At 46.4% G+C, this 23,793-nt stretch carries 20 protein-coding genes and 2 pseudogenes; 7 read left to right on the top strand and 15 right to left on the bottom strand.

What is annotated here, in order from left to right; all coding sequences use genetic code 11:
• The 8 genes and pseudogenes from EBB54_RS31910 to EBB54_RS31915 all read right to left on the bottom strand — a co-directional run.
• Complete coding sequence (locus EBB54_RS31910) at positions 1–2,175, bottom strand: NAD-dependent epimerase/dehydratase family protein (protein WP_125127857.1); 2,175 nt, start codon at positions 2,173–2,175, stop codon at positions 1–3.
• Positions 2,175–2,957, bottom strand: coding sequence for a sugar transferase (locus EBB54_RS13930; protein WP_279229966.1), 783 nt, complete (start codon positions 2,955–2,957; stop codon positions 2,175–2,177). Before EBB54_RS13930 ends, EBB54_RS31910 begins: the two co-directional genes overlap by 1 nt.
• Positions 2,958–3,005: 48 nt before the next feature.
• Positions 3,006–3,254: a hypothetical protein gene (locus EBB54_RS13935; protein WP_125127858.1), complete on the bottom strand. Its 249-nt coding sequence runs from the start codon at positions 3,252–3,254 to the stop codon at positions 3,006–3,008.
• A 925-nt stretch (positions 3,255–4,179) separates the two neighbouring features.
• A complete protein-coding gene (loaP, locus tag EBB54_RS13940) occupies positions 4,180–4,683 on the bottom strand; it encodes an antiterminator LoaP (RefSeq protein WP_125127859.1) in 504 nt (167 codons plus the stop codon).
• Between the two features lies 1 nt (position 4,684).
• A complete protein-coding gene (loaP, locus tag EBB54_RS13945; RefSeq protein ID WP_125127860.1) occupies positions 4,685–5,191 on the bottom strand; it encodes an antiterminator LoaP in 507 nt (168 codons plus the stop codon).
• Between the two features lie 18 nt (positions 5,192–5,209).
• The gene (locus EBB54_RS29920) at positions 5,210–5,479 is read right to left on the bottom strand and encodes a hypothetical protein (protein ID WP_162307141.1); all 270 of its coding nucleotides are present in this window, start codon (positions 5,477–5,479) and stop codon (positions 5,210–5,212) included.
• Between the two features lie 151 nt (positions 5,480–5,630).
• Positions 5,631–6,962 (bottom strand): ATP-binding protein, encoded by a 1,332-nt coding sequence (locus EBB54_RS13950; protein WP_125130803.1) that lies wholly within the window; start codon positions 6,960–6,962, stop codon positions 5,631–5,633.
• Between the two features lie 270 nt (positions 6,963–7,232).
• Positions 7,233–7,589 (bottom strand): annotated as a pseudogene (locus EBB54_RS31915) (IS4 family transposase); the annotation flags it as partial.
• A gap of 172 nt (positions 7,590–7,761) precedes the next feature.
• Here EBB54_RS31915 and EBB54_RS13960 point away from each other — a divergent pair.
• From EBB54_RS13960 to EBB54_RS13970, 3 genes are read left to right on the top strand one after another with little or no spacing between them, the layout of a single operon-like run.
• On the top strand, positions 7,762–9,657 hold the full coding sequence (locus EBB54_RS13960; protein ID WP_162307069.1) for a tyrosine-type recombinase/integrase: 1,896 nt from the start codon (positions 7,762–7,764) through the stop codon (positions 9,655–9,657).
• Positions 9,650–10,627, top strand: coding sequence for a tyrosine-type recombinase/integrase (locus EBB54_RS13965; RefSeq protein WP_125126327.1), 978 nt, complete (start codon positions 9,650–9,652; stop codon positions 10,625–10,627). The genes EBB54_RS13960 and EBB54_RS13965 overlap by 8 nt, the downstream gene beginning before the upstream one ends.
• Positions 10,624–11,646 (top strand): tyrosine-type recombinase/integrase, encoded by a 1,023-nt coding sequence (locus EBB54_RS13970; RefSeq protein ID WP_125126326.1) that lies wholly within the window; start codon positions 10,624–10,626, stop codon positions 11,644–11,646. The genes EBB54_RS13965 and EBB54_RS13970 overlap by 4 nt, the downstream gene beginning before the upstream one ends.
• Before the next feature lie 88 nt (positions 11,647–11,734).
• On the opposite strand, the pseudogene EBB54_RS32235 reads toward EBB54_RS13970, so the two are convergent.
• Positions 11,735–12,757: pseudogene (locus EBB54_RS32235) on the bottom strand (IS4 family transposase); the annotation flags it as partial.
• Positions 12,758–13,020: 263 nt separating this feature from the next.
• Here EBB54_RS32235 and EBB54_RS13980 point away from each other — a divergent pair.
• On the top strand, positions 13,021–13,908 hold the full coding sequence (locus EBB54_RS13980; protein ID WP_125127861.1) for a DUF4474 domain-containing protein: 888 nt from the start codon (positions 13,021–13,023) through the stop codon (positions 13,906–13,908).
• Entirely contained in the window at positions 13,908–14,867 is a 960-nt protein-coding gene (locus tag EBB54_RS13985) for a metallophosphoesterase (RefSeq protein ID WP_125127862.1), read from the top strand. Before EBB54_RS13980 ends, EBB54_RS13985 begins: the two co-directional genes overlap by 1 nt.
• Positions 14,868–14,931: 64 nt before the next feature.
• Here EBB54_RS13985 and EBB54_RS13990 read toward each other — a convergent pair whose 3' ends face one another.
• The 3 genes from EBB54_RS13990 to EBB54_RS14000 are packed head-to-tail and all read right to left on the bottom strand — an operon-like array spanning position 14,932 to position 16,367.
• Positions 14,932–15,144, bottom strand: a complete 213-nt coding sequence (locus tag EBB54_RS13990; RefSeq protein ID WP_125127863.1) for a hypothetical protein — start codon at positions 15,142–15,144, stop codon at positions 14,932–14,934.
• Positions 15,131–15,448, bottom strand: a complete 318-nt coding sequence (locus EBB54_RS13995) for a nucleotidyltransferase domain-containing protein (RefSeq protein ID WP_205128755.1) — start codon at positions 15,446–15,448, stop codon at positions 15,131–15,133. Before EBB54_RS13995 ends, EBB54_RS13990 begins: the two co-directional genes overlap by 14 nt.
• Positions 15,449–15,479: 31 nt before the next feature.
• Positions 15,480–16,367, bottom strand: coding sequence for a ribokinase (locus EBB54_RS14000; protein ID WP_125127864.1), 888 nt, complete (start codon positions 16,365–16,367; stop codon positions 15,480–15,482).
• 449 nt (positions 16,368–16,816) lie between these two features.
• On the opposite strand from EBB54_RS14000, the gene EBB54_RS14005 reads away from it, so the two are divergent.
• The gene (locus tag EBB54_RS14005; protein ID WP_125127865.1) at positions 16,817–18,142 is read left to right on the top strand and encodes an IS4 family transposase; all 1,326 of its coding nucleotides are present in this window, start codon (positions 16,817–16,819) and stop codon (positions 18,140–18,142) included.
• Between the two features lie 242 nt (positions 18,143–18,384).
• Here the strand turns inward: EBB54_RS14005 and EBB54_RS14010 are convergent, their stop codons facing one another.
• The 3 genes from EBB54_RS14010 to argS form a co-directional block, all read right to left on the bottom strand.
• On the bottom strand, positions 18,385–19,326 hold the full coding sequence (locus tag EBB54_RS14010; protein ID WP_125127866.1) for a CPBP family intramembrane glutamic endopeptidase: 942 nt from the start codon (positions 19,324–19,326) through the stop codon (positions 18,385–18,387).
• An 85-nt stretch (positions 19,327–19,411) separates the two neighbouring features.
• Positions 19,412–20,800 (bottom strand): alanyl-tRNA editing protein, encoded by a 1,389-nt coding sequence (locus EBB54_RS14015; protein ID WP_125127867.1) that lies wholly within the window; start codon positions 20,798–20,800, stop codon positions 19,412–19,414.
• A 10-nt stretch (positions 20,801–20,810) separates the two neighbouring features.
• Positions 20,811–22,577: an arginine--tRNA ligase gene (gene argS / locus EBB54_RS14020; protein ID WP_125127868.1), complete on the bottom strand. Its 1,767-nt coding sequence runs from the start codon at positions 22,575–22,577 to the stop codon at positions 20,811–20,813.
• 287 nt (positions 22,578–22,864) lie between these two features.
• Between argS and EBB54_RS14025 the strand changes: the two genes are divergently transcribed.
• A complete protein-coding gene (locus EBB54_RS14025) occupies positions 22,865–23,791 on the top strand; it encodes a DUF5688 family protein (RefSeq protein ID WP_125127869.1) in 927 nt (308 codons plus the stop codon).
• The last annotated feature ends 2 nt before the right edge of the window (positions 23,792–23,793 follow it).

Genomic DNA, 23,793 nt, shown 5'->3' on the forward strand with positions numbered 1-23,793 from the left:
CTACAAAAGAACTTCTACAAGTTTATCTGTCAAAACCCGTAAGTCATGGAATGCCTTTGTCTGCTTCATCCCGTTAATCCCATATTCTCTTCTAGAATTTTCTGTCATTACATATACAGCTTTTATTTTTTCAGCAAAGTCTCTTGAATTGTAGGGCTCAACCAATATTCCACCACCGCTATCAACAACTTCATTATCTTCATACCTAAAGCCGAACAACGTACATGTGCCTGAATACAGATAATCATTGATCTTATTCTTTGATATTCCGTATTTAAATACTGTTTCTTTACCCTGATACTCCATATGAGCCATACAGACATCGCTATTCGAAAGCAACGCGGGAACAAGTTCTTTTGAAATTCGATCACCTATGAGAACATTGTTGAGCTTATTTTGCTCCACGTATCTCTCCATCTCACTTTTTGCTTCACCACTGCCAACAAAAAGCATCTTCACATTGATTCCTTGATCCCGGAGAATCTTCTGTGCCTCAAGCATTACCATTACACCTTCATACTCCATGAAATATCCTGTGAAAGTGCAGATGAACCCTTCTTTTATAAAATCTTTAATATTCTCCGGAATTTCATCAAGTCGTTTACGATTCTCATCATATCTCTCACAATCCATAGGTTGCCCTATAAGGGTGACCTTGTTTCTAGGCACCCCCTTAACATCACATATGTATCTGTCACCATGGGAAAGAGAATATATGATATGATCTGCATGTTTATAAGTGAAATCTTCAATTGTTCGGAAGAACACACACATTGGCGAAGATTCTTTCTTTTCACCGCTATCAATCCATATCTGCGGCCAAAAATCCCTCACCTCAGCAACAAATCGTACTTTATATTTTCTACTTAATCTATATGCCGCTATCCATGCTAAGGGATGCACTGATGCTCCTTCTATGACATCAGGATTCCCATATTGTTTTGCAAACTTAGTTGCATACTTCAAAACCTGTGTCATAAAAGTGATCATGTTCAATGCACGATCCTTGCCATTGTTCGCTCCATATGAATGCGTTTTAACATATACATATCTCACATGTTTAAACGGCTTAGATATGTACATACCTTTCTCAGAAATATAAGTGTGGGTATAATGTGAAAATCCAGATGAAAAAATAACTACATTATATCCACGCTTATCTAATTCTTTTGCAAAATCATATTGTCGAGAAATACCACCATACTGTGGTTCAGAACTGTAATGGTCTATGATCCAAATGGTCTTTCTTTTACTATTTTGTTTTATGTCATTATTAAGCTCATTTTGCGGCATTTCTGTCCTCTTTATTGATGTTCTTAAATCTACATCCCTATATTCGAAATCATAAACTGACAAGGATTGATCATAGGTGAGATTTCCAAACGCCTTATTAGCCAAGCCATTTATTTTCCCGGGAATATGCGATGCTAACGCTACAACCCAATTGAATGTCCTGCTGACTAATATCTTTTTCCCATTTGCTGAAGCAATCAACTTAACAACCTCGCTCGTTCTACTATACTCTGCATTCTGTGGCCAGAAGATTCCTCCCAGATCTCTTATCATCACTTGGGCAAGAAACTCACAGAGGTTTTCTATATAAAGCATTGAGCGTTCATTCTTAACATCCGGGAAAATAGGCAACTTCTTCGCCACCTTCGCCAATGTAGGATAATTTCCTTTGGATCCTTTCCCGTAAATCATCGGAGGTCTGAGAACAGTTACAGTGAAGCTATTATCTGCCAATTCTCTGACGCCCTTATCAGCCTGCCATTTGCTGTCACCATAGAAATTCGTCGGCTTTGGTTCAGTATTAGCTGTTATTCTTTTTGTCTTTCCATAGGGGGCTGAATCACCGTATACAATTGCCGAAGACATATACACAAATTGTTTGACGCTATCAGCCTTTGCCTTCTTGGCGGTTTCAATCGCCAGGTCAGTATTGATGGCATAATATTTTGCTTTAACTTCTTCGCTTACATTTCCCACATCAGCGTGAGCAATGCCGGCAACGTGATAGACAACATCGTATGGCGAGAAATCCTTTTTTCTCCAGCTGCCATCTATCATATCTACTGTATCGATATCCAGTTCAGAGCAATAATGCTCTTTTACATAATTCTCGAATAAAACACCTATGTAACTGTTTGCTCCAGTGATGAGAACTCTCTTCACTACTTTTGCTCCTTCTTATGTATTTCACCGGTACCGCCTTCGACTATACCGTCATGCTTGATGACGGAAATAATGGTACCAATAAAGCACTTCACATCAAACAGAAAACTGATCTTCTTTACGTAGTCCCCGTCAAGTCTGGCTTTGTCCGGGATTTCCAGTTCATCTCTTCCGTTAATCTGTGCCCATCCGGTCAAACCAGGCTTTACATCGTTGGCATTGTACTTATCTCTCTCGGCAATCAGGACATCCTGATTCCATAGCGCCGGTCTTGGCCCGATAATCGACATATTTCCCACAAATATATCAAAAACCTGCGGAATCTCGTCGATGCTAGTCCTGCGCATGAAGGTTCCCACCTTGGTTATGTACTGATCCGGATTGTCCAGCATATGTGTCGGTACATCATGCGGGGTAGCCATCTTCATGGATCTGAATTTATGAAGCTTAAAGTACTTCTTATTCTTCCCTACCCGTTTCTGCGTAAATAGCACCGGTCCCGGATCATCCACTTTAATCGAAATCACAATGACTAGAAAAGCTGGCGATAACACAATAAGTCCTAATCCAGACAGGATTACATCTAATACTCGTTTTACACACTTCTCGTAAATGCCTGCTTTATACCGGCTTATCCCTACAGCTTCCAAATGCCCTCTGGCTCCATCGGCGTTCTCTTTGTCATTACTGTCCTCAATAAAGACTACCTTTTTGCCCTCCATCGGGTTTATATAATCGGATTTGATGCCGTATGCAATCTTACTCTTCTTTTCATGCGACATGTTCATAAATCTCCATTCTAATAATATATGCTCGGATATGAACGGTCTTTACACCCCATCAAACATATTCGGTTCTACTCGCTTCTCGCCTACCCAGTTTGTCTGTACATGAGTCCATTCCGAAAATATCAGAACCACGCTTCCATTCTCAATCTCCAACGAATCAATCAGGTAATGTTTGTCAAAGCTATACTTAGCAAGTTCAATACCAGAATTAAACTTCCATTCCGTCTCCCCGGATCTGCACACCAATGGTGCCATAATCTTTTCAACAAACTGCTCAACCTTATGAGTCATAATTTATGCATCCTACCTTTCTACGCTTATCGTTAACAGATATGCATAATAAATCTATATCCAAGCATCTCTTTCTTCATGAAGTCTTCGCCGGAGTCTCGGCAAAGATCCGTCCAACTGGATACTCAAAAGGAGGAATGAGCACAATCAAAGCATTTCAATCCACCCTCAGAGGCTTTTGATTCCGTTCAGACAGCCTTGCATACTTCATAAATAATTCCGCTTTGATTATCATCTTTTTAATTCATAAGTTTACACTTTTAAGAAAAACTGAATTCAGGAACCAAAAAAGCGCCTGAAAGCCTCTATTTTAAGAAGTATCAGTGCCGCTAGAGATAAGAATATGTCTATTGCACGTTTCACCAATTTCTCATAGATTGATGCTTGGCTGTATTCTATTGATGCTGCATTTTTGAAGTGTATATATTTTTTCAATACCCTATTTTTGATTTTTTCCAATTTTTACTATAACGAATTATCTAAGCAGAACAAAAATAATCTTCGTGATTTTCCAGCAGTTCATTTTTTCTTTTTCTATAGACCTTCAAAAAAAACAAAAAACCACTACCTTATGAGTGATTTTTTACTATTCTGAAATTCTCTTTCTCCTTTATTTTTTATATGTACTTAAAAATCAGCAGATATGTTTGTGATCTGTCTGAATAGTTTTTTTACAAAAAATAGGATGGCTTCGCCATCCCAGAATCATTTTTATACTCTGAATTTAAAATTTCTATGTCCATCACCTTCCTACATAGCGCGCGAAGCGTCAAATGCTTTTCGTGACTTCTTGTAAACAATTAAAGCAGGTATTTCTCCAGCAGACTTAACAAATTAACTATTAATCGTTCTCTATTTTCTGCAATATACCATCTATCTAATCCTACAATTTCAAATTGCATTGAGCCAAAAGATCTTTGTAACACTACCTTCTCTCCACAACCCCCATCCCCACCGTCACTTCCACTCTATGTCCCAACAGCGGTACTTCCAACACCACCAACCTCTTATGCCGCAAAATTTTCTTCACATTCCCCTCAAAATCCTTCAGCGGCCCGGAAGTAACTACCAGCTTATCCCCTTCGATATACCCTTCCGAATACTTCACCACATGCTCATCCCCGCCAAGCTTCCTAAGATACTCCTCCTCTTCCTTCTGGATCGGTGTCATTTCATCCCCCGTTCTCAGCACCTTAGACATAGCATATATTCTTTTTAGACGTTTATAAAAATCCTCGATCTTATCCGTCTCAATGAACACATATCCCGGAAACAGTCTGGATGTGATCAGTGTTCTCTCCCCACGGATCTTTGTCCACCGTTCCGCCAGCGGAACGAACACATCCTCGCCCTCATCCGCCACCCTGTCGCGGCACTGCTGGGCGATCTCCAGTTCCTTGCCGGTGTAGACCTGTATGACATACCACATATCAGCTCTTCTCCGTGATTTCCAGGCCCACGCCTACGAGTTTCTCTTTGTCATCCAGCCTCATACTGAGAAACCCCTTGCGCTTATGCCTGTCGATCTTCTTAATCCGGGATTCCATCCCGGTCAGAACCCCGGACCTGACTTTCAGGATTCCTTTTTCGATCACGCCGTAGGACATCCCGATCTCATCTTTCCCGTTGGTCAGCCTGTTCAGGAGCTCTTCCTCTTCCGGACGGATCGGACAGAAGCTGCTGCCGGTTCCGAGAAGCCTTGTAAATTCCGTCATCCGGTGAAGCGCTTCTGAAAGGGGTTTGGGGTTGTCTGTTACAAGAAACATATATCCCGGCAGGAGACGTTCCCGCTCCTCGTGCCACTGGCCCAGGTATTTTTTCTTTTTCACATAATACAGAATCTTACAGTCCTCGTAAGAATCATCCGGAAGCATTTTCTCCACCCGCTGACGCATGGGCTCTTCCTGGCCTGTTTTCGTCTGTATTACATACCACATTTGTACCAGCTCCTTTGTTCATAGCTGCTTTTTAGGGATTTGTGCAGCATTCACTGCCGTTTTTCCCCATTTTCTTTCACCCTTCCGGATTGCGCTCAGCGCCGGAAAAGCCATTAAATCCAGCCGTTCCGGTATTCCAGGGCTGGGGAAGAAACCATGGTTTATTCCCCAAAAGGTCTTGAAAAAATATTTTCGATGTGCTAATATAATTTTCGATGATTTGCGGAAAATCGTGTTTGATTTTTGCTGTTTTCCAGCAAATTGAAAGATTTTTTGACAAATTATCACAGATTTTTTTGATATTTAGACATGACAAATAATGGGGAAAAAACCATGGTTTTTTCCCCATTTACGATAAAAAAATGATATTCTGCGGGCTTTCCCGGCTTCTGGTAATTTTTACACCCTGATCATACATATTATTATTCGCACCGTTTCCTCACAAAAACATCGCCATATAAACCGGCATGCACACGATATCCCCATCTTTTCTCAGATCCTTCGTATACACCAGATACCTCTGCAGAATCCGATCAGAAAACTTCACGGTAAATGCATCCAGGGATGCATGTGTTTTATACCCTGACGATTTGACTTCAATCGGACAGATCTTATTCTTACGCGCCAGCAGAAAATCAATCTCATAATTATGCCTGGACTTCTCATTCAAAAAAGTATGATAAAACAGTTCATTTCCATTTGCAGCCAGCATCTGTGCCACGATATTTTCATACAGATATCCCAGATTTGACGACAGTTTATCATTCAGCAGCTTCTCATAGATCACATTTTCCGTAAAATCCTTATCCTTAAAGGCCAGCGTCGTAAACAGTCCCGTATCTGCCAGGAACAGCTTGAACTTCCTCAGATCCCGGCTGTTTGCCATCCCGGCGTTGGGGTCGCTTGTGTGATATGCGGCGAGGACTGTTTTGGAGTCTTTTAGTTTGGCAATCAGGCTCAGAATGCTGTCATCTGCCCTCTGGTGGTTCAGGACTCCGGAAATCTGGTAGCGTGAAGCATTCCGGTTCAGCTGTGCGGGAATTGCATCGAACAGCATGGAAATCTTCCCGGTAGGGTCTATTTTTCGAAAATCGTCCTCGTACAGATTTAAAATATCTCGTTTTACGGCATCTACCTTCCTCAGGTTATTTGTCCGGATATACGCATCTACGGCCTGTGGCATCCCTCCAACCAGCATATACAGGCGGAAATCCCGCATCAGCTTCCGGTTCATCTGATCCCCAATCGGCTTTTGATTTTGAAAAACAGTTTCCAAAAGCGGGATTGTCGTCTGATCCCCCAACGCCCACAGAAATTCTTCATAATCCATGGGATACATGCTCACCTTGTGCTCCTCGCTCGGGATCAGGATATCCTTTACATTCTGCCGGATGGAAATCAGCGATCCGGTTTCCACATAATCATACCTGTGATCCTTTACCAAAAATTTGATTGCCTGCCTCGCATGTGGGCAAAGCTGAACCTCGTCAAATATAATGAGGGATTTCCGTTCCTGAAGATCAACCCGGTACTGCAGCTGCAGCTGCAGAAAAATATAGTTCAAATCCGATATATCCTTAAATAAATCCTTCACGGTTTGCGAAGCAGACGCAAAATCAATCAGAATATAGCTTTCATATTCATTTTTTGCAAATTCCTCCACAACCGTGGATTTTCCAACCCGTCTGGCCCCTTCCACCAGCAATGCGGTTTGCCCGTCAGCTTCTTCCTTCCACTGCCTGATCCTCTCATAAATCTTCCTTTTGAACAACATTTTTCAATCCCACCCTTCCAGTTATTCAGGTATATTTCTTTATTCATTATTACAAAAATCGTCGTTTTTATTCTATATATTTCCACAAAAATCGTTATTTTTATTTTCCTTCTTCTCATCAAAATCGTTATTTTTATTTTCTCATTTTATCACAAAATCGTTACTTTTTGTATTATGAATTATAAACTCAAACTTCGCACATAGATTTTGCCTATGCACCTTGAAAATTCAATACCTGGCTGTTATTCAGTTGTCAAAAGTCTGCTGTTATGCTGCTTGAAGCTGCGCTTTCAGCAAAGCAGGTAATGTATTCATAAATGTATCAACGAGTTCGTCGATTTTATCGTCGGACAGCTCTGTATTGTTGTTAAGTATGGTTCGGAACATTTGAAGCAGCATTCGAAATGCCTGTATCCATGTGATGTCAGACATTTCATCAGAAAAATATAGAAAAAGTTCTCCCAGCGAACGGTTATCACGCCCTTCCCTGCTTTCCAAAGACAGCATCATATATCGTGTAAAAACAACCGCAGTGTGGGCTGTCATTGCGTCATATGATAAGGAGTTACATTCCCGGCTAAGATTCAGATAGCTTTTGCATACCTTGAAGAAAACTTCGATATCTTTTACGAACTTTCGTATAAGATATCTTATACGAACCCTGCTTTTATACGAACTTTTCAGTGGGCGGAGTCTTTTCCAGCGGTATTTGTGCATAAGAAAGTTCGTATAAAATCCAAAACTAATGTACCATGTTAGTACACATACACTTTTTATTTATAGAAAGGAGACTGACATGGTAAATTTCAAAAACAATGTAACGGTAGTGATTGCCACACTTAAGCGGTACAGATACGGTCCGAGAGCTATACAAATAAGCATGGGCTGTTACAATGCACTCAATGAAAGTATGGCGCTTAATGGGATTCAATGGTTTTCTATGGACTATGCACTGGAATGGTGTGAACACAGTGCGGCTAAATATCTAAAGCCGCAGTATCGAAACGCTATTTACAGACTTTATGATGTTTATGAGTATGGGAGAATATTAGGTTCCCATCTGGTAGTCTATGCGCATCCATCGAAGCAGTTTCAAGACAGAATTGAAGAATACCTTTCAGATATATCACTTACCGGTGGTTACACGCAGGCCCACCTAACTAACATCCGGCACAAGGTCGTTCAGTTCTGCTGTTTTATACAGTATAACGACGCTGGCTGCATTGAGGATATCGACTATTCAATGCTTGATGGTTACGACCGGTTCCTGAGGGAATCATCGAAAGCATACTACATCAACGAAGGGCTTGTCAGCGGTTTTTTGGAATATATGTCCGCCAAGGGCAGGTGCCGGAGAGGTTATTCCCTTTATCTCCATTACATTGAAGCTGACAAGTGCACATCATTGTCAGATCTGGAATCTGCCGCACAGGCGGTAATCCATGTCCGCCGCAAAGCGAGTGCCTGTTCCACCGTGGAAGAATTCTATCAGTCCATCAATGATTTTACACAACGGCTGAAATCGGCGGGATACAGCAAGACGGTAACGGATTCCTCACCATATCACCTTACCTTACTATACTTGTTTTTGGACAGGGAAAACCTTGGATATGACCGTACCATCACCCATGTGTGGTTTGAAGCAGTCGGAAAGCGTCTCTTTGGAAAAGGCTTTTGTATGGCAAGGCGTACATATGAGATGTATGACGACTATATCCGCATGGGAGACATCCTGCCTTCGCATTGGTGGAAACATACGGATACTGAATACGACAGGCTGCCGTCATGGTGCCGGGCCGGGATAGCGCCATTTATAGCCGCTAAGGAAAAGGAGGGGTGGAAAGAGAATACTATAAAAATGTACCGTACCTGTAGTACCAGATTCTGCGGCTTTCTCGTATCATCAGGCATTACTTCTTTCGCGGAATTGTCGCCTGGGATCATCAAGGAATTTAATCTTTTTGACAATGGCCACAAAACGCCGGAAGCAAAGAATGCCTATAACAGCCGTATCAGAAAGTTTCTCATTTATCTTGAAATGAAGGAAGCCATTTCGATGGGGATGCATCTTGCGCTTCCAGGCCAGGCTGCAGGCGGTGAAAAGATCGTGGAGATCCTGTCGCCAGAAGATATAGAAACAGTTGAGGTTTACTGTGCGAATGCAGCGACACCTCTCGAACTGAGGGATGCCGCAATCCTTATGGTTGCCCTGAACATGGGATTCAGGTCAAGCGACATCATCGGGATGAAAATTTCCGACATTGACTGGAAAAATCGGAGTATACGTATCTTCCAACAGAAGACCCGGGCAGAACACCTGTATCCGATGGACATTAAAACAGGCAATGCGATATACAGATATTTAAAGGATGCAAGGCGCAGGGATACTGGCAGCGGCAGGTTATTCCTTAATCTGAAAGCACCTTATAGTCCTGCCGGCCGCTCCGTATGCAGAAACGCAATGGAGCGCGCAGGGGTATCCACAGGTAAAGTCCATATGTTCAGAAGGACCTTTGGCTCTGCCACATTAAACAGCGGCGCAACATTAGCTGAGACGGCAGAAATGCTGGGGCATTCGGACACAAAGAACGTACATAAATATACGTCACTGGATACGGAAAAGATGCGGCTGTGCCCGCTTTCTCTTTCAGAGACTGGATTGTCAATGGAAGGGAGGTACGGGCATGAGTAAAGCGATCAAATATAAAAGCACTATTGCCGGGTGGATTACAGGGTTCATTGATGAGAAAAAGTCCCTTGGATACAAGTATCACAACGAATCCAAGTGGATGAAGCAGTTTGATGCATACTGGACAGACCAGGGCTATGAAGAAACAGGGCTGACTCCTGAGAATCTGTCTGGCTGGGTCAAAAAAAGGGACACTGAGGGCGAGAAATGCCTTACGGCAAGGATAAGTATTATAAGGCAGTTCTCCATGTATCTGAATAGCCTGGGAATTTCCAGTTATTGTCCTCCGATAGAAGTCCGTCCCTCAAAACCTGTCATCCATCTTCCTGTTGGTGATGAGATCGCGGAACTGTTCATAGAAATCGACCGTTATACACCGGGGAAGGGAAACGCAGATGTCAGACGCATGTCAAATGAGTATCCGGTACTGTTCAGGTTGGTCTACCTGAATGGACTCCGTGCATCGGAAGCCCGTCTTCTATCTATGGATGATGTTGATCTGTATGACGGCACGGTCATGATACTTGATGGGAAAGGAAACCGGGACCGTATTATTTATCTTTCAGATGACATGGTAAAACTTTGCAGGGAATACATTTCGTATCTTACTGGGGAACTCGCCAGGGAGCCGGCATGGCTCTTCCCGGGGATTGATCCAGATAAACCGATGAGCTATGAAAGCATCAGTTCTATGTTCCGGAGATGCTGGCGGAACACATCTTTTTCTTCTGGATGTGACAGAAATCCAACGACACACTGTCTCCGGCATGCATATGTTGTCAACAGGATAAATCTATGGCGTGAACAGGGGCTGGACTTTGAACATATGCTCCCATACCTGAGCAGGTTTCTTGGTCACAAAAGTTTTAATGATACGTATTACTATTACCATTATGTTGAAGATGCGGCGCAGACGATCAGAAAGAGAGACTCAGTCATAGACCGTGTAATCCCGGAGGTGATGCGCAGATGAACAACAACGACTTGCTGTTCTTTTGCAGAACCTATGATTTTCTGCATGTATTCATACCAAAAGAGAAAAGCGGCTCCCGTCATACAGCCGTTACTTATCGACAGGGGCTTAAGACATTTCGGAATTATGTGAACAACATCGCTGGAATACCTACAAACAGGTTCGAATTTAAGGATTGTACGTATGATTTTCTGCTGGATTACAGGAATCATCTCCACAAAGTTGATAACCTGAAAGCAAAGACGGTCAATAACAAGCTCGCAACAGTCAAGTCCTATGTGGGTTATGCTTCTGCAAGGGATGTCAGTTTACAGCAGTATGCGTTTTCCGTTGAACAGGTTCCTTATTACAGCGAGCCAAAAGAACTTCAGCCGGTCATCGAAGATGTTGATGCGCTTGCAGCCCTGCTGCATATGCCTCCAAACACCCGGAAGGGGCTAAGGGACAAGGTCATCATGTCTGTCTTATACGATAGTGGAATGCGGGTGGCTGAACTTGTTTCCATGGATGTCAGAAATGTATGCCTTGACCATAATGATGTGAAGTTACGGCTCCATGGAAAAGGCAACAAAGAGCGCTGTGTCGTAATGGATTCCAAGACAACGGCTTTGATCAGACAATATATGGGCGAGTTCCACCCGGAAAGAAACAGGGATGCTCCGTTCATCTATACAGTGATCGACGGAAAGCAGAAATATATGACTTCACGTAATGTCCAAAAACTGATAAAGAAATATTCGGACAAGGTTCGGGAAGAACATGATCTGCCAGAATCCGTCTCACCCCATACATTTAGGCGCACAAGGGGAACGATGCTATATCGTGATGGCGTGGATCTCGCTGCGATCTCGGTGCTATTAGGGCATGCGGACATGAAAACAACAAGAGACCACTATACATCACCATCGTTAGACCAGATGAGAGAAATCGCAAACAGAAGAAACAATGTGATTCCAAAAGAAGAACCATTATGGCCAGATGACGAAGACGAACTGTCTCGGATTCTTGGATTAGACTAAGGACTTTATACGAACTTTTTGTGATGGAAAATTTGATATTTATTGTATTTCCATCACAAAAGTTCATATAAAAGCAGGGTTCGTATAAGATATCCCAGCGCTTGCCATAAATACGGATGATTTCATTTTCATCCAGCGTTGTATCGGTAGAGATAAGGCATAAATATTCTTTCCTCTTATTCCGGTTACGCACATATACAACTTTAGCCGGAATGACTTTCCCATCCTTTACAACATCCACTAAAACAGAAAGCAGATACCGGGAACGGCCGCGTCTCTTTTTATTCCGGTTATAGATTGTAATCAGGGACATGTCTTCCCCTTTGTATCGGAAGAACATTTTGGGAGTCTTTTTTACCATACCAATGACATCATAACCGATGGTCTTTACTGCATGGAGGGTGCTTGGAGAAGAAAACCAGCTGTCAAAAAGGACATACTTTGCTGGAACTGCCGCTTTCTTAGCAGTTTTTAAAAGCTCAAGCATGGCCTGTGTCCCTTTTTGAATGGAAAGCAGCCTCCGTTTGTACCCGGCAGTCCGCTTATCAACCTTCACAGCTTCATTGACCCTGTTCTTTTTGTTTTCAGACGAGAGAAGAATGCTGTTCACGGGAAGAAAAGAACTTCCATCTGACCATCCAAGTGTAAGCATACGAAATCCAAAACGGTATCTGTGGTTTGCGTGGTCGTAGGCCTTTGCAAGAAGCTCTACTTTTTTAGAACGATTGCGTTCGAACATAGAATCATCAATGATGAGTACATTTGCGCGGTCTTCTGAGTCCAAGGGGACGATCGCGTCCCTGATAATCCGAGAAGCCAACAGAGTTGTAAAACGTATCCAGTTAATCTGGAGCATCTTCATGAACCGATACACCGTATCCTTAGCAAATCCGGGAGTATTTCGTCCAGTGATCAGGCTCATATACATACTCCTGTTAGAAAAGATCAGCAGAAAAAGATACTGAAAAACCTCAATAACGGGAATGCCATTTTTCTTATAGGCATTAGATGCTTTCAATGCCGAGGAGATATGGAATCTTTTAAAAAATTTTTCGATAGATTTTGAAATCTGCTTATCATTCTGGTTTGCTTGTGTTATACTTTTATTCATAGCATGAGCCTCCGGTTTTAATTGTTTTTCGACAACTCAATTATACCAAACCAGACGGTTTCATGCTATTTAATTGCCAGTTTTTATTGTATTTTCAAGATGCATAGGCACTTATTAAAGTGCGAAGTTTGAGTTATAAAAATTATCGACCTGCTCATTCAGGTGGAAAATTTTCAATTATCGAATTGGCATTACCCCCGGCACCTCCACACCACTTCCCCCTCCCCCACATATACTATAAGAAAAATGAAAGAATCACGCCTATGTATACACTTTTATCTCTTTTTATCCTGATCGCGCTCCTTTTTCTTGTGCTCAACCATTGCAGAAAGCGGAAGATCATCTGCCGTATTTCCTGCATGACGCTGACGGAAAAATGCTGCCTGCTCAATCAGCTTGCCGAGCCCTTTGGCTTCTGCTACGACCACCGGCAGGATATCTTTTCCAGCCGCACCGACGCCTGGCAGAAGGATTTTGGGTATGGGAAGCTGTATGACCTGGCGTCCCTGTCCATGAATATGGTTCTGGACACGGAGCCTGTCTATTTCAATTATGAGAATAAGACCTGGCTGATCCAGTTCTGGAAAGGGCAGTACGGAATCACCTCCGGCGCGGAGGCAGGGATTTACCATGCCGACAGAGTCGTTCCGCCCATGCTCCGCGGCCAGACGATATTTCAGGCGGCAGACGATCACGAAATGCTGCCCATGCGCATCCGGCTTCTGTCCTCCTGCAGCGGGCAGTTGTTCTGCATTTCGCATATCCACTGGTGGCTGACCGGTTTTGTCATCGGGTACTGCATCTCCCCTTCTGAGCTGACTGCGGAATATACCATCACGTTTCCGGATATGGAAATGTGCAGCGCCTTCCTGAACAGCCTGACCGAGCTTGGATATGGATGGGATGAGATCCGGCTGGAGGGAACGAACCTGCGCTTTGTTTTCACGGTTCCAAGTGTCTGTGAATCCCCCGGGTGGAGACGGAACTTCATCCTGTGGAAAAACCGGCTGTTCTGCCGGATCTATCGGAAGGTCACCTGCCCGTTTTCCACCACTGCAGACAGACTGCTGTATCTGTATTATTACCTTCCGTTTGCGTTCCGCAGAACCATCTGTCCCAGACGATTTAAAAAACACAAGAGGTACCGCTGATGGGGTGGTATCAGAGGATTACCGGGGCATTTTGCGATGCTCCGGTGATCCCGCTGGACTGCAGCTCACGTTTTGCCCTGTTCAGCGACTGTCATCGTGGAGTGGGTAATACCAATGATAATTTTCTGAAAAACCAGCACCTCTACCTTGCGGCGCTCCGGCATTATTTTCAAAACGGCTACACCTATATAGAATTGGGAGACGGCGATGAGTTATGGGAAAATCGTTCTCTCGCCAGGATCATAGACATTCATGACGACGTGTTCCGCATGCTCAAAGAATTTCACCGTCAAAACCGGCTCTGCATGATCTACGGGAACCACGACCACTGCAAAAAAAATGTGCGTTACTGCCGACGGCACTGCTCCGCCTTTTACTGCCAGCACGCAACAACAAATTTTTGTCAGACACCGCTTCAGCCTGTTTCACCGCAGTCCGAAGCGGAAACAGCCGCCTGCCTGCTGCCGGATATCTGTTTCCACTCCGGCATCATCCTGCGCGACAGCATTTCGCAGAAGGAAATCTATCTGACCCACGGTCACCAGGCGGACTTCCTGAACAGTACATTGGCGCCGCTCTCAGGCTTCCTGGTGCGGTACTTATGGAAACCCCTGGAGGCAATCGGCGTGTCCGACCCTACCAGCGCGGCCCGCAATTATACAAAGAAGAAAAAGACGGAAACGCGGCTTGCCTCCTGGGCTTCCCAGGAACAGAAGCTGCTGATCACAGGGCACACCCACCGTCCCATGATCGGCAGCCCGGATTCTCCCTATTTCAATGCCGGAAGCTGCGTCCATCCAAGCAGCATCACCTGTATCGAGATCCAGAGCCGCCGCATCACCCTGGTAAAATGGACGATGCAGACCCGTTCGGACCTGTCCCTGTATGTGGCACGTGAAGAACTGGAACCTCCGGTCTGTCTTGAGATATTCCAGAAAAAGACGCAGCCCATCATTTGACTGCGTCTTTTTTTCATACCATTTTATTCAGAGCTTCCAACAGGGCATGCTTCCGGTTCCTTCCTTACGGTTCTGTCTTTTCAGACATCCGGCCGGTTTTTGCCTCCAGCATCATCAGATCATTCTGCATATATTCTTTTAAGGTTTTCCACGACAATTCAAACAAACGGTCAAAATCCGCCGTCAGCCCTGAAATCATCGTATCTGAAAAATCATAGGGTTTCATATAGCCGGTGATTGTTCCATACAGCCGTTTTAACTGCTCAAACTTTTTCATACAGGATCACCCCGTCTCTTCGGATCTCGTCAAGAAGGTCGCTTGACACCGCGCTGCCGTTCAGATCCACGATATCAAACATCAGCAGCGTCTCCATTTCCTCTGTGTAATCCAGAATATTGTAATATTGTTTCGTATCTTTTACATACAGCGCCAGATCCATATCGCTCCGTTCCCCATTGGTACATCTTGCCCGTGAACCGAATAATATGATCCGATTGAGGTCAAATTCTTTTCCCATGGCCTGGAGCCCGGCAAGAATCGGTTCCGGAAGATCAATCCTTTTTTCCGTCAAATGGTACATCCCAGCGCACCTCCTCCGCCTTGCCTGCCCCTCACTCCGCATGAAACCGCATGACTTCCTCCCTGGTCGGTATGGATGCGGTGGCCCCGTCCCTGGACACCGCAATGGCCGCCGCCTTTGCCGCTGTCTCCAGTCCGGCCGGAGCGGGCATATGCTGAATCATAGAGGAGATAAAGTACCCGGTAAAGGTATCCCCTGCCGCCGTGGTATCCCTGGTCTCCACCGGAAAAATGCCCTGCCTGTACTGATGCTCCTGATCCTGGTACACCGATCCGTCCCCGCCCAGCGTAAGCACCGTCTTTGCCTCCGGGTACAGCTCACGCAGCTTCTCCAGTATCCTTTCCGGCTCCTTCTCCCCGGTGATCTGCCATCCCTCAATCTCATTCATCAGGAACAGAGAGATTTTGGAAAGGTTACAGGCTTCCAGATTCCGGTCAAAGGGGGAGGGGTTGAGGATGATCTCCATGCCCTTTTCATAAGCCTGATCCACCATATAATCCACCAGGTTCACTTCGTTTTGCAGCAAAAGATAATCCCCCTTTTCAAAATGGGAGAGCACCTCGTCGATAAATTCCCTGGTCATGCTGCGGTTTGCCCCGCCGTAAAGGAGGATGCAGTTCTGGCCGCTTTTATCCACCTGAATGATGGTATGGCCGCTTTTTCCCGGGATCTCACGGATAAAATCCGTATGAACCCCATTTTCCCGGCAGGCGTCCAGAAGGCTCTTCCCCTCCTCTCCGATCAGCCCCGCATGATACACCGGGACGCCGGCTTTAGCCAGCGCAATAGACTGGTTCAGCCCTTTTCCGCCGCAGAACGTATTCATTCCCCCGGCCGCAAGGGTTTCCCCCTCGGCCACCATATGGTCAACCGAATACACATAATCCAAATTTAAAGATCCAAAATTTAAAACTTTCATCGTGCACCTCATAATTCTAAAACAAGCCCGCCCCATCACTGAATTGGCCGGATGCCGTGCAGCAAGTGCACGACACCGTGTGAACCAATGTCATTTAGTTAATATATGGACGAAATCCGATGTTCCACTCACCGGTGTTCACCCGTCTTGTTGGCTTCAACCCGCGATATTACTGGGGTTATTCTATCTGAAAACCTTGCATCTGAAAATCCATTTTCATGGAAATTATTGTTTTTTTCAGCAGAAAACTCAGATGGATGGGGTAGAGCCTTTTTTAAGTGGGGGTCTAACCATTCTTTTTGATTTTTTTGCGGAATTTTATATTAGTACTTGACAAATCAAACAAAATGTGCGGCCGCGCTCGCTGCTGATCCTCTTTTTAGAGGTAGCGAGCGCGGCCCTTGGATTTAGAGCGATATATGATTCTAATCCAAGGAGGTACATTCGTTATGTTTCATGAAAAAATCAAGGCTCTTTTTTCTTCTGCTGTGGACAGCGTTGCGTCCACAATCTCAAAATACTCCGTCCACCCAGACAAGGATTTTACCCGCCAGAAAAAGCTTCCACCGGATAAGCTCATTACGTTTTTGGTTTCCCAGGGCTCTTCCTCCACTTCCGAGGAACTTTTGGAGTTTTTTGATCTGGATGCAGATGCCCCTTCCGTTTCCGCACTCAATCAGCAACGGGCAAAGTTAAAACCGGAAGCCATGGAAGCCGTTTTTCATCACTTCCATTCCTCACTCTCTTCCTTGGAAGGCGCAGACGGCTATGAATCCATTGCTGCGGATGGCTCTACCTTTTCCTTTTTCAGTAAGCCCACGTTTGCTTCCCCTGACTACTTTGTTTCCGAAGGGCATTCTGCCAAAGGATTTTACAGTTTGCATTTAAATGCCCTGTACAATCTGGACAAGCACATCTATACCGATGCACTGATCCAGCCGATTCACAATAAGGATGAATACCGGGCCTTTGCCACCCTGGTGGACCGCCATCAGACTTCCCCCTGGAAAAAGACTATTTTTATCGGTGACCGTGGTTACTGCTCCTATAATAATATGGCCCATGTGCTCAAAAAAGGGCAGTTTTTCCTCTTCCGCGCAAAGGATATCCATTCCAAAGGCCTTCTTTCCGGTTTTGATTTTCCTGACAAGGAATCCTTTGACATCCGGGTTCGGGTCACCCTGGTACGCAGCCAGTCAAAAAAGATTGCTGTAGAGGGATACCGCCGTTTTGTCGATAAGGCAACCTCCTTTGATTTTATTGAGTACGGGACACGGGATACCTACCAGCTTACGTTCCGCATTGTCAGGTTTCCCATATCAGAGTCCACTTATGAGTGCCTGGTTACCAATCTCCCGGAAGAGGAATTTCCGCCAAAGCGTCTAAAAGAGCTTTATTTTTCCAGGTGGGGCGTGGAATCCTCATTTCGGAAACTGAAATATACCATCGGATTGATCAATTTCCATTCTTATAAGCCGGACTTTGTCAAACAGGAAATATGGGCAAAACTCATCGTCTACAACTTGACAGAAAGTATCATCAACCATACTGCTGTGGTCCATCAAAAGAAGACAAAGCATGATTACAAAATACATTTTGGTACAGCAGCCCATATTTGCAGGGTGTTCCTACGTCCTTCTGTGAAAGAAGGCTCAATCAATGTAACCGCCCTGCTTCAGCGCAGGTTGATCCCGATCCGAAATGAACGGCAGTATCACAGGCTAAAGACAGCCCATTTCCGGAGGCCGCGATATCTTATATACCGGGCAGCCTGAAAGCATTTTTACCTTAAATATAGATATTTTTTAAGCAGATGCGGATCTGCTTAGTCGTCATGCCCAAAAATAATTTTCACCTCTTTCATTATGATCCGAACAGTCTCTCAGACACAAGCAAAAACATATGTTCTGGCTTGTGCTGTGAAAACAAGTCCACTTTATATCTAATAATTTATAGAACACCGGTCTGGCTTTGTTTAACTAAATGACATTGCCGTGTGAACAGTAACCACCCGTTTTCAGCGGAACATATCTTTCGTCAAAGGGATATTTCCGGAGTCATCCGTCCGGTCTGTTCCCTCCGGCTTTTCATCAATTCTCTGGATCAGCACAAACATGGCCGCGCCGAAAAATGCACAGGCCACGACCGTCACCGCCAGCCGGATAAACGCACCGCAGATCCAGTCCAGAAAGCCGGTCTCGGTCATGATCAGAGAAGTAAGATTGGCCGTCACATGGAGCAGGATTGCCGCTTTCAGCGATCCATATTTTTCACACACATAGGCAAGCAGCATTCCCAGGCCCATGGCATAGAGAAACTGAACCAGGTTGCCGTGGCTGAACCCGAACAGGATGGAAATACTGAGTGCTGCCGGGAAAAATCCCATCAGCGCGCGGCACCGTCTGAACAAGAGCCCCCGGAACAGCAGTTCCTCGGAAACGGGAATGATCAGCCCCAGGCAGACCACCTGAACTGCAAAGGCCGGAGCATAAAAGACCGCCGATGTATTTTGATAGCTCTCACTTACAAATGCCAGATTGGTCATCACGATCAACACATTTCCGCCGATACACACCATGGCTCCAAGAATGGCCGTCCAAATGTACTGATACGCGGGCGCTTTTTTATTGACCGGGAGTCCTTGCATCTGCTCCTGCAGCCGGTCCCTTCGGTACAGCAGCGCAAGTACCGGAATGGTCAACAGCGCCGCTGCCGCAAGCATCTGAACCTGGTAACGGGCCGCCATGTCCAGCAGCATCGTCTGCATCTGGGCCGCCGCCTCCATAAACTCTTCATTGGTCATGGAATCCTTCCATGCCACGGACTGAATCACCTCGGGCACGGATACGATGACCATAACCAGCGACGCAATCATGGCCCCCACAAATTCAATCCCCCAATAAATCAGAAACGGCCCGAACAGATACCAGAATCTGTTTTTTCCCGGAGCTTTGTTCATCTTTTCATCTCCTCACTTTCTCCAGCAGCAGTGCGCAATGTATCCCGCGCCGACTGCAATCCCGCGGCATACCGCCTGTGCGGCTCTAAAAACCGTATTCCTGCATCCACGCCCTCAGTTCCGTCTTTGTACCTTTCAAAGAGCCCTGCACCATTTCCGGCTTTCCGCCGCCTCTCCCTGAAAAGGCAGCGTTCAGTTCCTTCACCATTTTTCTCAGATCCACGCTTCTGCTTCCGATCACATAGCGGTAGCCGTCGCGGTCATCTCCGCAGAATACGGCACATAATTCGTGCCCTCTCTCCAGCACCAGGTTCATCAGCAGCCTGGGGCCGTCTCCTTCCAGCCCGGACTCGAACAGGCACACAGCCGCTCCCTGCCCGTCGCTTTCCCTGGCCTTAAACCGCAGCATTTCCCTCTGCTGCTCTGCCAGCCTTGCTTTGAGCTGCGCGCATTCTTCCTTCAAATGCTCCACCGCCTCGGCCACCTCGTCTTCCTTTGCGCAGAGCGCCCCGGAAATGCGCCTCACAGATGCGGATTTTCTGTCATAATCAGCCAAAGCCCGGAATCCGCAGAGCATAGTGACCCGGACGCCGCCTTTGTACCGCTGTACATTGGTCAGCTTGATCACTCCGATCTCCCCGGTTTTTTCCACATGGGGAGCGCAGCAGGCGCACACATCGAATCCTGGGATCGTTACGATCCGAACCTGCCCCTCGATCTCGATCTTGCTGCGGTACTCCAATCCCGCAAGCTCTTCTTTGGATGGATAGGAAACCAGGATATCCAGGTTTTCCGCCACAGCCTCATTTGCCCGGAGCTCAATCTCATGCAGCTCCTCCCGGGTGATCTCCCCGTTAAAATCCATGGTGCAGTCCGCGCTGCCCAGATGAAAGCCCACATTGTCATATCCGAACCGGGCGTGAACCAGCCCTGAGACAATGTGCTCCCCGGTGTGCTGCTGCATCTTCATAAATCGCTCCGTCCAGTCGATCTCCCCGGACACGATGCTGCCCGCAGGCAGGGGCCGATCCGTCATGTGAAATATCTTCCCGTCACGTTCCTTTACATCCAGAACCCGGATTCTGGTTTCCCGGCCTTCGGAGAGTTCCGACGCGGATTCTGAGATCCTTACAGATTGTTCTCCGGACGCGCATTCTAAGAGCTGACCGCTTCGCTGCCCGTACAGATTCTTTTCCGGTGCCATAGTATCAGACATTATCTGTATCCAACCGGTATCCGCATACTGTCCTCCCCCTTCCGGGAAAAATGCGGTCCGATCCAGCACGATCTGATACCGCTCCGCTCTGGAAACACCCGGGGCGCTGCCGGATTCCGCCGGACACCCTTCTTCCTTCGTAACTGCACTCATACAGCCGGATTCCTCCGGATGCACCGTCTCCATCCAAACGCACTCCAGCACAGCCGCCGTAAACCTCAGCATATGGCTGTCTTTATAAAATAACTTTTCTGTCATTTTCCGTGATCTACATCCTTTCCGGCGCTTCAAATCCCAGAAGATCTATACAGGTCTCCAGCACCTCTTTTGTCAGCTTCAAAAGCGCAATATAGCCAGCCTTCTTCTCGGCATCCTCCTCCGCCAGAATCCTGGTTTCATGGTAAAATTTATTAAACGCATTTGCCGCGTCATAGATATATGCGCAGATCTTATGAGGCGCGATCTCCTCATAAACCGTATCAATCATCTCGTTAAACTTCGCCGTCTCCAGCATCAGCGCCTTCTCGCACTCGCTCCCCGGCTCCCGAATCCGCAGGCCGTCTATAGAACCGCCGCCCTCCTGGTACTTATGCAGGATGGATTTGATCCGGACGATGGTATACAGGATATAAGGCCCCGTATTTCCCTCAAAAGAGGTAAACCGATCCACGTCAAAGATGTAGTCCTTGGACGCCTGGTTGGACAGGTCCCCGTACTTCACGGCCGCCAGCCCGACGGTCTGTGCCGTGGCCTCCGCCTCCTCCTCGGTGACGGTCCGGTTGTCCATGATCTTTTTCATCATCTCCTCGGTGATCTCCCGGAGCAGGTTTTCCAGGCGCATCACGCCGCCCTCCCGGGTCTTAAACGGCTTTCCGTCCTTTCCGTTCATCGTGCCGAAGCCCAGATACTTCAAGTCCACCTCCGGGCGCACGATCCCCGTCTTTTTCGCGCAGCGGAATACCTGTACAAAATGAAGCTCCTGCCGTTTGTCCACTACATAAATGATCTGGTCGGGCTGATACAGGCTTTCCCGCTCCACCAGAGTCGCAAGATCCGTCGTATCATACAGCGCGGCGCCGTCCGATTTGAGAATCATGCAGGGCGGCACGGCCTTGTTGTCATCCTCCTCTGCCACATCCACCACCAGGGCGCCGTCGTCGTAGTGCGCAAATCCCTTTTCTTTCAGCATTTGGACCATATCCGGTATATACTTCTGCACATCCGCCTCGCCCTTCCAGAGGTCAAAGTCCACATTCAGTACCTGATAATTCCTTTTCAAATCCGCCACAGACACATCCATGATGTGCCGCCAGATCGCCCGGTAACCCCGGCGGCCGTTCTGCAGAAGGAACGTCGCCTGCAGTGCCTTTTCCCGGTATTCCTCATTTTCCTTGGCATAGGCGCTTGCCGTGGGATAGATCTCCTCCAGTTCCCCGATGGTAAACGGCGCTTCCGACGGATACTCGCCCTCATAGTCCTCCTGGAAATAAGGCAGATCCGGCCGGCGCTTTTCCAGCTCCGTGATGATCAGCCCCATCTGATATCCCCAGTCTCCCAGATGGATATCCCCGATCACCCGGTTGCCTTTGAAACGGGCGATCCGCTTCACGCTTTCGCCGATGATCGCAGAGCGAAGATGTCCGACGTGGAGGGGCTTCGCCACATTCGGCCCGCCGTAGTCCACCATGACGGTCCTTGGGTTTTGTTCCTTCTCCACGCCCAGGTTCTCCGCCGCTGCCATTTCATTCAGAAAATCCGCCGCAAACGCAGGTTTTACTTTCAGGTTGATAAAGCCCGGGTTCACCGCCTCCGCATAGGAAAAAACCGCGCTCTCTTTCAGATGCGCCGTCACGTCCCCTGCGATCATTATAGGTGCCTTTTTGTAGGCTTTTGCCGCCGCCAGCGCTCCGTTGCACTGATATTCGCACAAATCCGGACGGTTCGACAGGCTTACCTTCGCATAAGTTTCGTCATATCCCGCTGCCCGGAATGCCTCTTCCATCTCCATTGTAATAAGTTTCAGCAATGTTTTCACTTTATTCACTCTCCGTATGTTTATTTGCAATGCTTTACTGAAATATCCTTGTTCTTTTGACATTTTATCATCTATCCCGGATTCTAGCAAGTGTTCATTACAATATTCATGGCCGCGGACTCGAACAAATTTTCTCTTTTTTATTTTTTGAAAAAATGGTTGCTTTTTCCTTCCCTGTCCGCTATAATCTACCTACATACTATTTTTCAAATCAATTTTCTGGGCACGATTTCGGTGCCGGCTTTCTCATTTTAATTTCAGGTGGACGCGCAGAAGAAAGGAGAAAAATGACATATCAGGAATTTATTTGCGCTATTGAGACGAAAATGAATCAGAAACTGGAGGGAGGGGTTAAGGCCGCGCAATATACGGCGATCAAAAATAACGGAAAAGTAAAAAAGGGACTGCTCATAGAAACCCCGGGTGTGAATATTTCCCCCACGATCTATCTGGAGGAGTTTTATCAGCGTTTTACGGATGGGGAATCCATGGAAGGGCTTGTGCAGGAGATCCTGGATTTTTACCGCATTGTAAAATGCGACCAGTCCATGGATGCCAATGGGATCAATCATTATGACGCCGTACAGGATAAGATCGTATTTAAGCTGATCCACACCGAGAAAAATCAGGAACTGCTCAAAGGGGTGCCCCACTTTCGGCTTCTGGACTTAAGTATCGTATTTTATGTACTGCTGGATGTAAACAGCCGGGGAACCGCCACCATGACGGTGAACAACGACCACCTGCAGTATTGGGACGTGACGGCGGAGGATTTATTCGCGCTGGCCCGCAGCAATGTAAAACGCCTGCTTCCGGCAGAATTGTTTACCATGCAGCAGGCAGTAGATGAGATTCTTTGCTCTGTTCCTGGCAAAAAGAAAAACCTTCTGCAGGAATCTGCCCCGGAGGGAGCTGACTTTATGTACGTGCTTTCCAATCCTGTCCGCAGCTTCGGCGCGGCGTGCATCGTCTACCCGGAAGTGCTGGACATGGCCGGACAGGTCCTGGGAGAAGACTATTACGTGCTCCCCAGCAGTGTCCATGAGGTGGTGCTTGTTCCTGTCTCAAAGAGCATGGAGCCGGGGGAAATGGATGCCATGGTCATGGAGATCAACCAGACCCAGGTCGCAGAAGAAGAGATTTTGAGCGATCACGCTTACCTCTATCAAAGAGACGCCAGAAGTCTGGTCATGCAGCATTCGTTTCATCTGTAAAA

Origin of the sequence: Schaedlerella arabinosiphila, from assembly GCF_003885045.1 — a bacterium.
Taxonomy (GTDB): Bacteria; Bacillota; Clostridia; order Lachnospirales; family Lachnospiraceae; genus Schaedlerella; species Schaedlerella arabinosiphila.